This is a genomic window from Vibrio sp. D431a, assembly GCF_030248655.1.
Taxonomy (GTDB): Bacteria; Pseudomonadota; Gammaproteobacteria; order Enterobacterales; family Vibrionaceae; genus Vibrio; species Vibrio alginolyticus.
This window is the reverse complement of the sequence record NZ_JAHGAP010000001.1, coordinates 393,983-409,004: the sequence shown is the minus strand read 5'-3', so window position 1 is coordinate 409,004 and position 15,022 is coordinate 393,983. Positions and strand designations below refer to the sequence as shown.

The following is a 15,022-nucleotide window of genomic DNA, read 5'->3' as shown; positions in this document are numbered from 1 at the left end:
CTGCTTTACTCGGTCAGCACGAAGCGCAATGGCTTGCCTATAAGAAGTCTTTTTTTCTAAAGTTTTGACTCAAGGTAAGCAAGCGCAGCATCAGCGTAAGAGTCACCTGCTGACAGGTAAATTAAGCCTTTCTTTTCAAGTTCGCGGCCAATTTCTGATAAACGCTTAGTTTTTGGCATTATTTGGTACAAACTGCTCATATTTGTGACAGCTCTGCTTATGTCTTGAGCGAATGAATCGAGATTTTTGGATTTGTCGATCTGAAAGTGGCTAGGTCTTTCTACGCCGTCTTTTTCAGACTGCAAAGACTGACACAGCCAAAGCAACTCAATACCTCTGTCAATCTCTTGGTTAATATCTACCATGCTTCTTTTCCCTGTAACTATTGTGTTATCAGGCATCACTGAAGTTCAACATTAGATTGACCACAACTTCTTTCGGAACGGCATCAACAAGGTCATTATCATACCTAACAGCTGCAACACATCGTTCAATAGTTCTATGTTCAAAAGGGATCATCGCAAGTGCATTCGGATTTGATCGCATGACTATATCACACATATCTGAAGTAACTTCGCTATCTAACAGATGTTGAATTGCTAAGGCGTTGTTTCTCAGTGCACACATTATCATGTTTTTATCACGGATTAAGGCATCAACTTCAGCGATCAAATTGCCATCAGTCTTCACTATCTCATACAAAAGGTTGTAAGACTTTTTGCTATCAGGTAAGAATTTGAACAATGAACCATCTTCCCTAATTGCAGCCATACAGATTTCATCTGTTTTGAATGCATCAGGAATAATTTCAAAGACACTTGGGGCTACTCTTATAATATCTAGAGTCACAGCTTCATCCCAAGCAATTGCAAGATTCACAGGTGCATTAATTATTCCCGCACACAATTCCACATATCCCTCGGTGTAAACTGGCACGTATCTTATGGCCTCAGGATTCTGATTAATCGCCTCTAAACAAACCCTTCTAGTTCGGTTCTTTATCCATATATCACGAATCAAAAGTCCATCATGAGACACCGCCTTAAGACAAAGCTCCTCGCTTTGATGATCGCGACTAACAAACCTAATGTGCGACGGTTCTGCATTAACTACATTCCTAAAAACAAATTCTAGCTCATCTAACATTTTATGTTTGATTTACAACCTATGAAAAAAAAATACAATAACAAGAAACATGCAAAAAATGGCTTAAATAATGTATGTTAAGAAAAGCTAGCTCGTGAAGCCCTGCTACTTTAAGGTGGTGAATCTTCTGAAGCAATAAAGCGCCAGAACCCAAAAAAGCCGTGTTGGTTAACCACCTCACGGCTTTTTTGCATAAAAAAAGGAGCCTTTCATGGCTCCTTTTGTGTACTCTGAAAACGAAACGACTTAATCGAACTCGGGATCATGAAGAGCTGAATAACAGCCCTCAAATGTCCACTCTTGTGGTGGAAGAGTGTCGAAAGCTGCAATGAATTGCTCTAATGATACGGACTGAATAAGCTCTTTACCTTTGAAGATTGAAGCTCCCGTTTCAATACTAAGAGTAAAAGAGTCATACTCCGATAAGTTCTCTTCGTCAAAAAACAAGTCCATATTGTTGTTAATGAACAAATCAATAACGCAATGATCTTCAAGTGAAGAAATCGGTTGACCAGTCATTCTAGAAATCTCACTCAAGGTGTAAGATTTGTAGTCAGATTCTTTAACTTCAGAAATATACATCACTTCGTCGGAATCCCAACTTACTAGAACATTCTTGTTGAAGCCTCCTAAGTGTTTAACAAGTGTCGATTCGACGTTAAGATAATTTTCAACTCGCGATTGTGTAGTCAATTTTACTTCCTTTTACACTAAGTCATGTGCTTCTAATTCTGCCTCAAGATCTTCGAAGTTGACAACTAATCTTGCTGAATTCTGCTTTTCGTCATCTTGACCTCTTGGCCTTACTAAGTATTTAGCTGGAAATTTGGGGTGAATACCTGTTATTTCGCCTTGAGCAACTACTGTACCTATCTCTAGCTTAGGTGTTACATTGTAACGCTCAATCCATTCAAATGCGGCTTGATCAATTTCTTTGCTACATTCAAATTCCATGAGTTCAAGTTCATCTGCAAAAGAGCTCGCCTTTTCCTTGTTCCAACCCTTTTCTTCAAGAGCAGCAGCAAGTTCAAAACCATTCATCCCATATGAGTAAACTAACTGAATATCCTCAACAAACTTTTCTACAAGAGAATCGCTAACACCAGAAACCTGAACAGCAGTATTATTTGCCGCTCGCATTAACATCTCGACCGTCAACGTAGGTCGACTGGGTATATCACTCATATTTCCAAATTTCCTCCATACATTAATTGCAATAATACCACATTTGAGTGCGTGGTAAAGGTAAGTTTGTTTGCTATGCATACAAACAAACCTCAAAAAAATATATAATTAAGAAAAAGCAAAGAATGCCTGTAGAATCTAATGTTCAAAAAATCAACAGAAATGCATCCAGACTATTTCAAATGGTATGGGACAAATCAATACCTGTTGAAAACACAGAACTAAGCACTCTTGTAGAAGATACAAGACAGTCCTACCTGATGCTAAACTCCTTGGAGGTCAAAGCTTTCAATACCAATAAAAGTCCAACGTGGCTCACAGACTCTCTTGATACCATTGAGGATTCAATGGGCATTAATGACGCTTACACCGCTGCAAACTTAATGTTTAATAGCAACAAAATACCAAAATACAATGAGGTGTCTCAACAACTGGGATTGCTTGTTGAATTCGAGAAAGATAATAAAAGAATCAACGAAGCTTCTAATCTGTTTGATGACTTAGAATATAAGGCTTTTAAGTTATACGACTCAGGCTCGGATAAAGGTATATCCAAAACAATTGCTGAGCTAGATATACTTATCAATAAAATAGATGCTGATAGCCATGTGTTTGAATATCTCTCTGGAAGGTTCAGTAACATATCGACGTTCTTTAACTCTGATGTTCATAACGCAACAATCAACGGTGATCTGGCTTTAAGCTTTGCCAAAATGCAAACTTCATTTGAATTGGCAAGAGCATCTGCTAACACGAGAATGGAGAGTGAAAACTGTCCGCAAGAGACATATAAAAAGGACAAGGTAAGAATGAATAACCAATTCACAGACAATCTTGTCGCCGCAGTATCAAAAGAATCAACTAGGAGCAAAAGCCATAGCTCTAGCTTCAAAAATTCATTTACACCTAGCACTCTAAAGCGCTGATCTACAGCGCTTCACAAGGTTACAAGGCTATCTAGTGACAAAAGACAAACTCTCAAATACAGACACCACGGCTAAGAAAATAGTCGGTTCACAGCTTGATACTAAAATTGCTATGAAGATTATGAAAGCATCCGATAATGACAACCTAAAATGGCGCAACAGAGCTGAAGATATGATGAGAGGCGTCATTCTTTACAATTCGGTCTTATCTAACTCTACTTCAAGAAAGAAGTTATATTCAGCAATTGAAGCTTTAATCCATTCTACAGATCGCGCCAAGAGTTTGTTGATCTTAAACTATGCTTTATCTTCTCAAGACTATTCCAATTGGAAGACCTTTAAACTTAAGATTCTAATTCGTAAGACCTATGCTATTAAGGAGCAACTTCCTGCTTGGAACAACGCATACAAGTGCATTATCGACGAGCTAGAAAGAAGAGGGCAAAATGTGAACAAGAAGCTTTCAGGTATTTCAATCTAAAAGATATTTGATGCTGGCGGATGTTAACTTCACCCAAACTTAGAAAAGTTGACTTGGGTGAGTATTAAAAATTATGTAACCTAGTCAATAAAAAGAAAATGACACAACTCACAAACGAAGCCTTAATGTTCGAAGGGCGCATGAACGAAGCGGTTGAATCCATCAAGCAAGAAATAGCTGAACGTGAGTCTCCAAAAAGCGCCAATTTACTCGTAGACCTACAAGAATCATATGAATTACTCCCTAGCGAGCTTAAAAATATGATTGGGTATAACCCCCAAACGTTCCTTGATGACCTAAAAAGATTGTTAGTGGTATATCGGCAGCATACGCAAAAACCGTGTTGGACAAAACTAACCCTTGCCATTGAAGCAATGCATAGCAAAGAAAGAAGCCAAGTTATGGTCGCAGCAGCAATGTTCGCAGATCAGAGAAAGCCAGAGGAAGAAAGTTGGCTCTCTAAAGCAAGAAAAAAGTTCTTCTAAAGTCAATTCTACAAAGCCCACGAAAGTGGGCTTAAACGTACTAAAATGCTGACAAATACAAAACTCTAAAGAGCTACGAACTTCCCTGCCTCGACATCAGCAATGATTAATTTTAGGAGACCAAGTCTCATAGCCAGCTTAAAATCATCGTAATTTTCATCTGCGTTAGCTACGATTTTTTTGGCTGCGTCCAAATGCTTCACAACATTATCAGGAGTGATTTCAAAACTACCTAGAATCGCCACTTCAACTACCTGTGGATTTAACTCAAGGTCGTTCTGGATAATGAAATCCGCTACACCATTTTGATCACCAGAATTCCCCATTCTAACGATCTTCTCCAACATATCGAACCTTTGTTTATCCGTTAAATCCGTCATTTTCACCTCCACAAGCTAAGGCGAGACTTCCAATCGAAAGCCTCGCCCATCACTTAATTAAATTTTAAAAAACTCTTTGTATTTAGAAAAGTTCATTGCCAATTTTGAGCTATATTCTGTTTCAAAAAAACCGAACGGATGTGAACCATCAATACTCTTAGAGGCAGCCACTCTACACTTCTCGTAGTATTCTTCTCGCCATGATTTAATCTGTGCCTTTCTTGCAGGACAGTAGTAAATGGCAGTCTTGATTTCGTTGCGTGTGATACGCTTAGAGGCTGTTAAATGACCAACAGGTGCATCTTTGTACAGCTTATAGTCCTGAGTATCAAATCTGTTCTGTAGAACTTTTTGACGCTCCTTGATGTATTGGTCACTGTAACCAAAATGCCTATAAGCCTTTCCTAGAGCACTAATGAAATCTTTCTGACGACTTCTTACATATTCTGTAGTAATGCCTTTTGTAGCGAACACCTCAGCGTCGTTAGTTGACTGAAAAAGGCTATCGAACGTCATTTCAACACGTACCAAAACAGCCCCTTCTACATCCTCAGAATTCCATCCCCAGACTTCGCCCTCAATCGCTAATCTAGCCTCTTCCGGTGAAGTAAACTTAAGACTAGATAAATCAACCTCATAACCTGATGAGTCCAAATGCAAGAACATTGCCTCCCCGTCGACAGTTACTTGCTTTACAAATTTGTAATAAGCATCGCAAGCTTTAACCTTTACAGGTGTAACCAAATCAACGTCTGCACAACTCTGACCACGAGCATCGTAATCTAGATCCTCAAACTGGCTACCAACCTTGATATTCAGACTTTTCTTACTTCTTGAAATTTTGACTGACTTCTCATTATCCAGTCTCAACTCAAAGCCGCCAGAACAACGATTCTTAGCTGGTGCATTAAGAGCTTTTGATAGCTCGATCTTGTCTGTTAAAGACAACTCTTTTAATGAGATTGTTTTTGTTGAGTTTTCTTTGCTGAGGTATGTTGACTCTTCGCCTGAGATAAGAGTTCGGCAAAAAATCGCGTCGACATGAAGGTCGAACACTGCAATCACATTTGATGATTTAACAGTAATGCGCCCACCTTGCTCTTCAGCTTTTTCAATGTAGAAATTGTTCTTGATCGCGTTCTCTCGCTCAAAAAGGGGCTCAAGAGCCTCATAAGAGGTGAAGCCAAGGCCACGAGCCGCCGCCTGATTGAGCAAATTCGTATTTCTTAGGTTCATCTTTAGAAGAGATAACACTGAACTCAACTCATTTGCCTTAAATGCTTCGAACTCGCTAATCGTGATGAATTTACCTTGCATAACTAATCCTCTTAATTTGCCGGAATGTGCCTTGCCCACTAAATCACATACCAGCACAGGTATTAAAATGCGTTGGTAATGTTTAAATTCAATAATGTTTTGTCAATTTTGGCACCTTTTGGTCGGGCAAGCGCCTTGGCTGATAAAGCCAACACAAGTCCCAGTCGGGTTGGTTACCGCCGTCACTTGATGTGCAAGATATTATCAAAAACGGCAAGTATGTCAAATGTTTTAAAAAACAAAATTCTCACAACCGTGAACTTTATATTGGGTATTCTATCGCTTAGAGAAATGATGAAAGTATGACTATGGATAGATCCGCCCTTTTTGTTACTTGGGAACAGATGTACAAAGAGAGAAATTACTCTCAAATCCCACCTCAAACCCTATTCAATCTCAAAAACAGGCCAAGCATCCATGAAGAGGTACTGAAAACGCGTTCATGGGCAATCGAAGCTCACGGAGACCAGCGGTACGGGGCGAGACCATATGTAACACATTTAGATGATGTTGTTAGAATAGGGACAACTGTATGGCCTTGCGCCCCTACAGAGTTTATTCTTGCGCTACTTCTACATGACGTAATTGAAGATACACCATTAGAAGAAGAAGACTTAAGAACCAGAACAAACCCTTTAACAGCAAAAATTGTTGATAATGTTTCAAATGACCCACTACAACCCCCGAGTGTCATAGCTGACAACCTTAACAGTATAATTAGAGAGATTAACTTATTCGAAGACTTGGGCTTTGGAACTGTGTTTGTAAAGACGTGTGACCGAATAAGCAATGTTCGACATTTACTAAAATCTAAAGGGTCTCACTCACTAAAGATCAAATACCACTCTCAATATATTGAATTAAGAGAAGCTTTGCGTTCACACAAAAAGTTCCTAACGTCAGGAAATGTAAGAAGCGAAATATTAGTGGTTCTATTTGACCTACTAGACGAAGTTCATAGGGGGCTTTTCGCAAGGCTAGTATCCGATTCTGGGAAGGCAACATTCCCTAAAGAGTTTGTTCTAACAAAGCCTACGTGGTTATCAATGCAGACTGAAAGTGATTAAACATTCCTTTTTTAATTAAAAAAACAATTAAGCATGTAGCATTAAAGGCATCTTGAGAACATGAAAGCAATCAAAACATCCACCAGCATCACACCAGAAATGGAAAAAGTTAACGACCCGTACTCGGACTTTATCGATCCAGAGTGGTTAACTGAAGGACTACTTGTGTACTCAAGAAAAAGTGGGCTCCCCTGCCGTGTTGAGTCAATAAGTCGCTATGGACACAGCTGCTCCACTGAATTCATTCAATACCGTAATCTAGCACCTACGAAGGATTATCCAGCAGGTCAATTATGGACTTTGGAGCTCGATATCTTCATAAAGAAGTTTCGACAGTAATAAGTCGCGGTGAAAACAGTTCAAAAAAAGCCCAGTTTTTGCTGGGCTTTTCTGTGTGAATTTTAAAATAAAAAATCAGATCTTTGCGCCCGAAGCAGTCTCTACTCCTCTAGACGAAGTGTAAGTAATGCTCGCGCTCATTTGTCCAAATTCTGTGTCGACACTAATTTTGTCAAACTCACCACATGAGGAGCCACAGTTAAATGAACTCACCTTACTCCATTCGTCGTTTCCGTACTCAATCATTTTAACTACGGATGATTTCGACGATACACGCTCAAGCCACGTAAGGATGTACGAATCACCTACCTTGCTCACTTGTAGGTTGCTTGCGCCAGAAAGCTCTGAGACTAAGACCTCTTCTTTCTGTAACTGTCCACCGAGGAAGTGATTCACCTTTATGCTATATTCATCAAGCACACTATCCTTACGGTCTTTTTTCTCAATCCAAGCTACAACGATACTATCTGTATTGCTGTCCCCTTCTGCAACCAAGCCATGCACTTCACCCGCTACAGGCGTAAACTCAAGACGATCTTTTTTATTCCAGTTTTCACCACCAATAGACCATTCCCCTTTTGAATCACGCTGTGAGTATAGTAGGTAGCTATTGTCGTTAACCAGTGAAAGCGAATACTTAAAGGTTGAGTCCGTTGGTACTGGAAGTGGCATAGTTGAACCGCCGTTAAAGACGTTAACGGTTAACTCATCTGTTCCATTATCTCGATAGAACCAAAACAGGATTGGTTCGCCATCTTGTGAGAATGTGTTTGCTTTAGCAATTGACGAAGAGATTGTGTCAAGCTTTTGCCCAATCAGTTTATTGTAAAGCCTTGAATCTGGAACCCCATCATTTAGTTTTGATGCATAGAAGTTGTGTTCGACAAATGAGTTATTCTCAGCCAACCGATAAGTAAGCATTTGAGAATTGGCGTTAATGTTTGCCACACGAACATCACGAATAAGCTGAGCGTTTACATCCTTCCCTAGAGTTACTTGCTTAACAATTAGTGGCTGAGACCATGTATCAGCATTAGCATCATAGCAGCTGTACAATAAGTTAAGCGTATGAGTTAATCCTGCATCTCCAGTGTCAACCTGCTTATCTACCCATGCACCACAAGGCACTCCATTATCCATCACTGCGAAATCGAGAGATTTTACTGGCTTGTTCTCGTACTCACCCCCTTGAGGGATGTACGAATCGAACACTCCTTTGGTTAACTTATGGGTGTTAGATTGTTCAGATTTCAGGTTGTTGTAGTTGCTGAAGACCTGTCCGTTACGCACCCATGTAGACAGCTGAACGCCATCGTTATAATTAACAGTAAGGCTTGAGTAACCTCCAGCTGTTTCATCTAGAGCCTCTGGCTCCCCAAATGAATATGAGAATTCAGGTGTATTATCAGGAACAGGCTTCTCACCGCCACTATCACCACCACCACATCCTACCAATACACTGCTTACTGCCAGCATGAACAGAGAATACTTAAACTTGTTTTCCATTATTAATTGCTCCAAATACAAATGCCTTTCAATAATCCTTGCCAATCAGGTTTTCAACATTCTAATGAACCGCTTTTAGTAGAGACGATACTGTCAGAACTTCAAACTGTTTGGATTTTATCGGCAAATAGAGACTTGATCGTACCCATCTTCACTTTGAGTGCTAAGTCCATATTCATCCAACACCTCAGTGATAGTCTGCTCATCAGACTTACTACTGCTTTCAACAAACCTCGCAGATCTATCGTGCTCAGAAGCCCTAATAACCAATACAGCAACCCCGAGAACGACAGCTAAAACAAACTCAACACCTAAAATATTCGGAAATTTCATCGTTACTCAACTCCTTAGTTATAACTAAGTAGTAATTACAAACTATAAACTCCGATTTCTAGGTGGAAGGTGTTCATTTAGTGCCACTTTGCTTAATGAAGATTAAACGGAGAAATATAGTTGCATTGAAGCAATCCAATTTCTAAATTCCATGCAAGTTTAACCACTAATGGGCAAAGATTTTGAAGTTGCTGAGTATAAAGGAACTGTCGGCACTATTAAAAGAATATTTTTCCGCCGAGCAAAAGATCCGCGAGTACCACAATTACAGGCTACATAAAGAAAAAGAGCAACAAGAGAGACTTGCTCAGATTTCATCCCTAAGAAGTTCAGTCTCGGAGGTTATTTTAAAAATTGAAAAACTCGGGATTGATGACGCTACACAATACATATCATCATCTTTAGAAGAAAGACTACAAGAGATTTCTAAACCTAATAAGCCAGACAGCATTGAACTGACTCTCAAAGCACTCCTCGTAGACTTACACAAAGGACAACCATACTTAGAAGAATTGACTCCAGAAGATTCTATACCATTGAAATTCTCTGTATTCATCGACAAGCAGATCAACGGTCATTTATCGGTGGGGAATAGACTCTATATGATCGACACTTCTGAGCAGGGCGACACATTAGAAATTATTGGGTCTACACTACTAGATTGGGTAATCGACGCACCTATTCTAGAAAACCAAACAGACTCATACAATCCGGAAACTAACGGATACCCTTTGACATGCCCAAATGTCATAACCTTCAGAATAACCGATGCCACAAATAATCCAATACGAGCTGGGGGATTGTACCCCTTAACAATGCTCGCAGATGAATGGGATATTTTTGATGAAAATTACATATTAAGTGATTCACTTGAACCGTAGTAACTTAAACCAATAACGAGTAACGATATGAACAAAAGCAACTTAAATAGCAAAGAAACACCTGAAATCACAATCAACCACATCAATGAGTTGATTCACGACTACTTCCGCAAAGAAAAGCCCATGTTTGCTTACTATGAAGAACTCAACACTAACCGTAAAGCTAACCAACAACTTTCAGCAGAATACCATGCTAGAGCAGAGAGGGAGATGTTTGCTAAACTCGCTGAGCTGAACTGGACGCCACAAATAGCCTTCTCAAGAGAAATTGAAAAAACAAGTAGTTCATATTTTGAAATGAATGTAACTGCGGGGTGTTTTTCGTTCAAAGGGTCAAACATAATTGATCTACCAAAAGATGCTCAAGATCTCCATCGCCAGATCATGAGCGAACTTAAAGAAGAGCAATCGAAATTCCCCCTAGAACCAAAAGAATCAATTCACTTCCAGAAAGCTAAGGAAATTTACGAAGAGTCACCACACAAAGAGATCAACATCAATAGCTGTTTGGTACGCTCGTTCGCTTACCACATGCACAGAGTGTTAAATAGTTTCTTATTGACAGGCAAAAAACTATACATCGAAGACACTGAGAACCAGAACAAATTCATAGTTGACGAAGTGACAAGCAGATACATTGGTATGGGTGAGAGTGAAATGAAACTAGAACTCACAAACACAAGTAAAAACAACAAGGTCTCTATGTCTCTTTGCGTGCTTACAGAGTTTGGTAAAGGCGAACCAAAGTACAAATTTTACTCGTTATAAACGGAACAATTTGCAAGTAACTACACTACCATGTTTGAGGTTCTGTTAAGTATTCTATTCATTAGCCTTATATTGCTCAAAATGAATATAATGTTTAATTTCTAAACAAAATGCCCTTATATTCATCACTCTACAATTTCAGTTCGACTCGAATAAGTTGGGCTTTGATGCTGGTGGTTGTTACATTATTCTGTTCAAGCATAGTCATTTTAGAAAGTCTTTACGCTACTGAACAAAGCTTAAGTTGCATCTTGGAAAAACTCTGCTTCTTATGTCTCGCCATCACCTACACACTCGGAATTTTTGGCTGTGACAACAAAATTGGTAGGGGACTGATTTTTGCTTTTTGGTTGTTCATCTCAGGTCTAGGAATTAGTACATCTTTGAATCACTTAGAGATGCAAAATATCCAATCTGAAATAGAAGTCTGGAGCGAGATCCCCCCTCCTCTTCATTGGGCATTATCCAATGTTTTTTCACAAGAGATTTACGACAAAATTCCACATTTCACGAGAAGTAAAACAGTAATCTTTGGTTATTCCATTACTCACATAAATTTACTTTTCTTTAGTACGTTGGCAAGCGTAGGACTCTTGTTTAATTTCGTTGAGATAGCAGCAATGACAAGGCGTGATGGAGTTTGGTCAGATTTTATAACTTACTCACCAAGCAAACATAATTAAAAAGACCGCCAATTGGCGGTCAATCATCACTCAGTATGCGGCTACCTGAAAGTCCCAAGGCTCAGGGAGCAAATCGTCACCGAATTGATCGGTTACCCCTTCATAATACTTCTCAATAAAGCCAAGTAGCTTTTCTGGATGGTTGCGTCTACCAATCTCAACAAGCGAGTCCAATTTGTACTCCGAAGTAGTCACTGTGACTAACTTATAGTCGGAAGGGTGCTCAAAACTACCTTCTGCCACATCAACATCAACTTCAATACTAACTTCGTTAGGAACATAGAAGACTATATCTGAAAGCGGACGCTTTTCATCCAACACGCACCCTCCCGACAATAGAGTCTGAGCGACTTCAATAATCGACGCGGGTGTTTCCTTCGTAAATAGACGAGCTTTTCTGTCCTTAGGCAATGACCAAGATGAAGCAATTGGCAGCACAATATCGTAGAAACCAAGTTCTGTGATGACGTCTCCATCCTCACCATCAACATCAAAAAAGTGCTCAAACTCTTCTGAAACAAGGTTCAATCGCAGAACTACGTCACCACCAGCATCTAAAACATCATAAGAGGGCTGTGGAAGGTCTGTATTTAGTTTTAGTGATGAAATGTCAGCTAGCATCACAATCACCATTAGAGGAAGTGATACACACTTTCAAACCTTGCTCAGTGGTACTGTAATCGTGCACTAGGACTAATTCAAAATGATGCCTTTCACTAATAGCTTTTCGAGCCAAATCGTATTCCCGATTAAACTCCTCAATTTCATGCTCGTGATGAGCCGCTATACTAGAGCGCAAAATATCTCTTAAAGCATCAATGTGTGCATCAATTGATTTGCAAGCAGCATCTATCGTTATGCGTGCAAAATAGACATTCTTGTTGAAAAAATAGCCATTGGAGTTGGTTTTGACCACACCCTTGCTCAAACTTAGCGATCTTTTTTTTTCCGTACACCAAGCTAATCGCGAAAGTTGGTCTTTATGACCCAAATCAGCGTTACTTCGATGATCCCTCTCAAGAGCATTCCTTATCTCACTAATTTCCCTGTAGATCTCGGGGTAGTTGCGAGCCAAATATACAGCCCCCAAGTTCCCAAAGAACTTGTTAATTTTATTCATTAGCTCAAAACCTTCGTAAACCCTGCAAAATCCTTGCACGTCTCTATTGTTATTATGCCACAAAATCATAGATCTTTTCTTTCTCTGTGGTATTATCCCTCGCGATTTATGACGGCAGTGGTGATGCATAAGTGCATCTATATAACGTTCAGAACTATAAGGAATAAACCAATTATGAAACGTATTTTAGTGGCTTTGAAGATTAGCTTGGGGCTCTCAGCTTGCACAGAGAATGAGCAAGAATCCCACACAAACAAGCATATTCGAACAGAGGGACTAAAATAATGTTTACTAATAAGCTCAACGTTATCGAAAACGGCTCAACTTACACTCTAAAGTCGCCAGAAAATGACACAGTCCGACTGACTATTGAAGACAGCGATAACTCAAATATATACGTCAACATTTCGTGCCACAGAACCAGTTGCCACTTTGTAGTTGATGCCCCTGAAGAAGTGAGTGGAATTTCTTTACTAAAAGACTCAACAGTAGAACACTTGATGCAGCTCCTGTTCCCATCTCACTTGTTATGGGAGTTCGACGTAAGCCTTGGTGTTGCGAAAGCCCAAGATATCGTTTCTAAAGAAATGTCTTCAAACGACCCAATAGAAGTAGAAGAGTTTTGGGATGAGAACAACTACTCTCTCCATGAATGCAAAACTCGTGAAGACTTCGCCAAATGGGTCTCAAGACACGTACCAGAATACGACTTGTATGATGCACTAGACGAGATGACTTTTCGTAGATACACACCAGAAGCAAAATTGATCGCCGAAGAAGCCATTCCCCTTATCAAATGCGCAATTCAATTCGCCTTGTTACGCTAAAAAAAACAAAGCCTGACCTCGAACAATGGTCAGGCTTTTTCCTATATGGCGAACTTTATCAACGAATAGTTCTCAGGTTCCTCACCAATAGGGCGGTGGATATTCACTATGCCACGAGGATTAAGCCAAACATTCTGCCCCAACTGGTTCACGTAACTACCCTTACAATGCAAATGACCATGAGCCATTTGTAAGTTTTCTTTACCTTTGAACATTTCCAGATCTGTACCTGCCCAGTCATAAGGAAGATCAGCAACCCTCACCTTGTCACTAACCAATGGAAAATGACTCACTAACAACGCCCTATCTTTAGAATCAACCGTCGTTAAAAATGATTCTAGAGCTTTAACAGACTTCTTGTTGAGAATGTACAAATGCTCCGCCTTGCCTTTACTTGTTCCACCATATTTATTGCGCCACTTGATTCTTTTTGCATCCAGAGGGGCATTCTTCACAGTTGAATATGAGGTGTTCATCTGCGACATTAAGTACGTGTCGTGGTCATAGTTACACCACATAGTGGCTCCGAAAATCCTAATACCGTAGATATTCACCTCTTCGTTTTCTAGAAAGTGGACGTTCGGGTATTCTTCTTTCAAAATCTCAAGTTTTTCTAGGCCACTCTGGTACGAGCCTCCCCAGAACTCATGGTTACCACAGACAACAACAATATGCTCAACTTTAACAACGTAGTGGTCGAGCAGCCTTCGATAAAGGTCGATCTTTTTAAGCTCACAGATATCGCCAGCCAAAACCAAGATATCCGTCCCTTTAGGTAAGTCAGGAAATGTTAAACACTCCCCTATAAATCGACGTTGACTTCGTTTACTTTGAAAGACAAGCGCTTCTTCGATGTGAAAGTCACTGCCTAAAGCAACATTTACATCTAAACTGCACCTTTCTCGAATGAATTTTGTCGGAATCTCATCGGCGAGCCATACTCCATTTTCACTGATTTTGAATTCTATGCCTTCATCGTTAGCACTCTGGGTATCTACTTCCAATACAACTGGTTCACCATATCTACTTCCCGACTTAACAGCCTTAGATAGGTTCGTGTGCATATGGACTTCGTTCCTTCCCATGCTTTTGATTGCACCGTCTATTTTGATTTTTTCGTAATTCTCCTTTGAAGTACCATGAAAAACCTTTATGAACCGCTCAGGTTTATTCATCTCCATGGATTTTACGTGCCCTACACTATGCCCCTGACGACAACGTACCTTGTTTCCACACTTACTTAGCCCGAAGCGATCTTCTGAGTCTGACTCGATTACAAAGACCAACTCATCTTTAGAGATTGAAGGGTGGTTAACAGAGGCATCAAGAGCATCCAACAATGACGAAACTTCAACCCATCCATTAGCATCCATTTCCAAATCAAATGCATCAGGGCGGTGCCTCAATATCCAAGACAGTAGCTTTCCGTACGAGTTATTTTTACTTTTACTAAGCATAAACACTTCCACAATTCATTTGTTATAGTGCTACATATTATCCAGAGAAACCCGTTTTGTCGTCATATATTTCCTATATCTAACAGTTAGTATAAGTTTGCTATATCATAAGTAATTAATG

20 protein-coding genes are annotated in these 15,022 nt (G+C 39.7%); 9 read left to right on the top strand and 11 right to left on the bottom strand.

Going from position 1 to position 15,022, the window contains the following annotated elements; genetic code table 11:
• Nucleotides 1-56: 56 nt before the first annotated feature.
• The 4 genes from KJB35_RS02245 to KJB35_RS02230 all read right to left on the bottom strand — a co-directional run bounded on the left by KJB35_RS02245 (nt 57) and on the right by KJB35_RS02230 (nt 2,412).
• Nucleotides 57-365, bottom strand: coding sequence for a hypothetical protein (locus KJB35_RS02245; RefSeq protein WP_285469243.1), 309 nt, complete (start codon nt 363-365; stop codon nt 57-59).
• A gap of 28 nt (nt 366-393) precedes the next feature.
• Nucleotides 394-1,146, bottom strand: coding sequence for a DUF4116 domain-containing protein (locus KJB35_RS02240; protein ID WP_285469242.1), 753 nt, complete (start codon nt 1,144-1,146; stop codon nt 394-396).
• Nucleotides 1,147-1,392: 246 nt separating this feature from the next.
• Nucleotides 1,393-1,839, bottom strand: coding sequence for a hypothetical protein (locus tag KJB35_RS02235; protein WP_285469241.1), 447 nt, complete (start codon nt 1,837-1,839; stop codon nt 1,393-1,395).
• Between the two features lie 12 nt (nt 1,840-1,851).
• Nucleotides 1,852-2,412, bottom strand: a complete 561-nt coding sequence (locus tag KJB35_RS02230) for a hypothetical protein (protein ID WP_285469240.1) — start codon at nt 2,410-2,412, stop codon at nt 1,852-1,854.
• A gap of 44 nt (nt 2,413-2,456) precedes the next feature.
• Here KJB35_RS02230 and KJB35_RS02225 point away from each other — a divergent pair, with 44 nt between their 5' ends.
• The 3 genes from KJB35_RS02225 to KJB35_RS02215 all read left to right on the top strand — a co-directional run bounded on the left by KJB35_RS02225 (nt 2,457) and on the right by KJB35_RS02215 (nt 4,223).
• Nucleotides 2,457-3,257: a hypothetical protein gene (locus KJB35_RS02225; protein WP_285469239.1), complete on the top strand. Its 801-nt coding sequence runs from the start codon at nt 2,457-2,459 to the stop codon at nt 3,255-3,257.
• A 34-nt stretch (nt 3,258-3,291) separates the two neighbouring features.
• Nucleotides 3,292-3,738, top strand: a complete 447-nt coding sequence (locus KJB35_RS02220) for a hypothetical protein (protein ID WP_285469238.1) — start codon at nt 3,292-3,294, stop codon at nt 3,736-3,738.
• Between the two features lie 98 nt (nt 3,739-3,836).
• On the top strand, nt 3,837-4,223 hold the full coding sequence (locus KJB35_RS02215) for a hypothetical protein (protein WP_285469237.1): 387 nt from the start codon (nt 3,837-3,839) through the stop codon (nt 4,221-4,223).
• Nucleotides 4,224-4,288: 65 nt separating this feature from the next.
• Here KJB35_RS02215 and KJB35_RS02210 read toward each other — a convergent pair whose 3' ends face one another.
• Together KJB35_RS02210 and KJB35_RS02205 are read right to left on the bottom strand one after the other, a co-directional pair.
• Nucleotides 4,289-4,603: a hypothetical protein gene (locus KJB35_RS02210; protein ID WP_285469236.1), complete on the bottom strand. Its 315-nt coding sequence runs from the start codon at nt 4,601-4,603 to the stop codon at nt 4,289-4,291.
• A 57-nt stretch (nt 4,604-4,660) separates the two neighbouring features.
• Nucleotides 4,661-5,920 (bottom strand): hypothetical protein, encoded by a 1,260-nt coding sequence (locus KJB35_RS02205; protein WP_285469235.1) that lies wholly within the window; start codon nt 5,918-5,920, stop codon nt 4,661-4,663.
• A 302-nt stretch (nt 5,921-6,222) separates the two neighbouring features.
• Here KJB35_RS02205 and KJB35_RS02200 point away from each other — a divergent pair, with 302 nt between their 5' ends.
• Together KJB35_RS02200 and KJB35_RS02195 are read left to right on the top strand one after the other, a co-directional pair.
• Nucleotides 6,223-6,987 carry an HD domain-containing protein gene (locus KJB35_RS02200; protein ID WP_285469234.1) on the top strand — a complete coding sequence of 255 codons (765 nt, stop codon included), beginning with the start codon at nt 6,223-6,225 and terminating at the stop codon, nt 6,985-6,987.
• 60 nt (nt 6,988-7,047) lie between these two features.
• Nucleotides 7,048-7,326 (top strand): hypothetical protein, encoded by a 279-nt coding sequence (locus KJB35_RS02195; RefSeq protein ID WP_285469233.1) that lies wholly within the window; start codon nt 7,048-7,050, stop codon nt 7,324-7,326.
• A 75-nt stretch (nt 7,327-7,401) separates the two neighbouring features.
• Here KJB35_RS02195 and KJB35_RS02190 read toward each other — a convergent pair whose 3' ends face one another.
• Together KJB35_RS02190 and KJB35_RS02185 are read right to left on the bottom strand one after the other, a co-directional pair.
• Entirely contained in the window at nt 7,402-8,832 is a 1,431-nt protein-coding gene (locus KJB35_RS02190; protein WP_285469232.1) for a hypothetical protein, read from the bottom strand.
• Between the two features lie 117 nt (nt 8,833-8,949).
• On the bottom strand, nt 8,950-9,165 hold the full coding sequence (locus tag KJB35_RS02185) for a hypothetical protein (RefSeq protein WP_285469231.1): 216 nt from the start codon (nt 9,163-9,165) through the stop codon (nt 8,950-8,952).
• 182 nt (nt 9,166-9,347) lie between these two features.
• Between KJB35_RS02185 and KJB35_RS02180 the strand changes: the two genes are divergently transcribed.
• The 3 genes from KJB35_RS02180 to KJB35_RS28425 all read left to right on the top strand — a co-directional run bounded on the left by KJB35_RS02180 (nt 9,348) and on the right by KJB35_RS28425 (nt 11,497).
• On the top strand, nt 9,348-10,046 hold the full coding sequence (locus KJB35_RS02180; protein ID WP_285469230.1) for a hypothetical protein: 699 nt from the start codon (nt 9,348-9,350) through the stop codon (nt 10,044-10,046).
• Nucleotides 10,047-10,073: 27 nt separating this feature from the next.
• Nucleotides 10,074-10,814: a hypothetical protein gene (locus KJB35_RS02175; protein WP_285469229.1), complete on the top strand. Its 741-nt coding sequence runs from the start codon at nt 10,074-10,076 to the stop codon at nt 10,812-10,814.
• Between the two features lie 110 nt (nt 10,815-10,924).
• Nucleotides 10,925-11,497: a disulfide bond formation protein B gene (locus tag KJB35_RS28425; RefSeq protein WP_373417385.1), complete on the top strand. Its 573-nt coding sequence runs from the start codon at nt 10,925-10,927 to the stop codon at nt 11,495-11,497.
• Nucleotides 11,498-11,527: 30 nt separating this feature from the next.
• Here the strand turns inward: KJB35_RS28425 and KJB35_RS02170 are convergent, their stop codons facing one another.
• Together KJB35_RS02170 and KJB35_RS02165 are read right to left on the bottom strand one after the other, a co-directional pair.
• Nucleotides 11,528-12,118 carry a hypothetical protein gene (locus KJB35_RS02170; RefSeq protein WP_285469228.1) on the bottom strand — a complete coding sequence of 197 codons (591 nt, stop codon included), beginning with the start codon at nt 12,116-12,118 and terminating at the stop codon, nt 11,528-11,530.
• On the bottom strand, nt 12,108-12,617 hold the full coding sequence (locus KJB35_RS02165) for a hypothetical protein (protein ID WP_285469227.1): 510 nt from the start codon (nt 12,615-12,617) through the stop codon (nt 12,108-12,110). Before KJB35_RS02165 ends, KJB35_RS02170 begins: the two co-directional genes overlap by 11 nt.
• Before the next feature lie 242 nt (nt 12,618-12,859).
• Here KJB35_RS02165 and KJB35_RS02160 point away from each other — a divergent pair, with 242 nt between their 5' ends.
• The gene (locus KJB35_RS02160) at nt 12,860-13,444 is read left to right on the top strand and encodes a UPF0128 family protein (RefSeq protein WP_373417388.1); all 585 of its coding nucleotides are present in this window, start codon (nt 12,860-12,862) and stop codon (nt 13,442-13,444) included.
• A gap of 41 nt (nt 13,445-13,485) precedes the next feature.
• Here the strand turns inward: KJB35_RS02160 and KJB35_RS02155 are convergent, their stop codons facing one another.
• Nucleotides 13,486-14,901 (bottom strand): RNA 2'-phosphotransferase, encoded by a 1,416-nt coding sequence (locus tag KJB35_RS02155; protein ID WP_285469226.1) that lies wholly within the window; start codon nt 14,899-14,901, stop codon nt 13,486-13,488.
• Nucleotides 14,902-15,022: the final 121 nt, after the last annotated feature.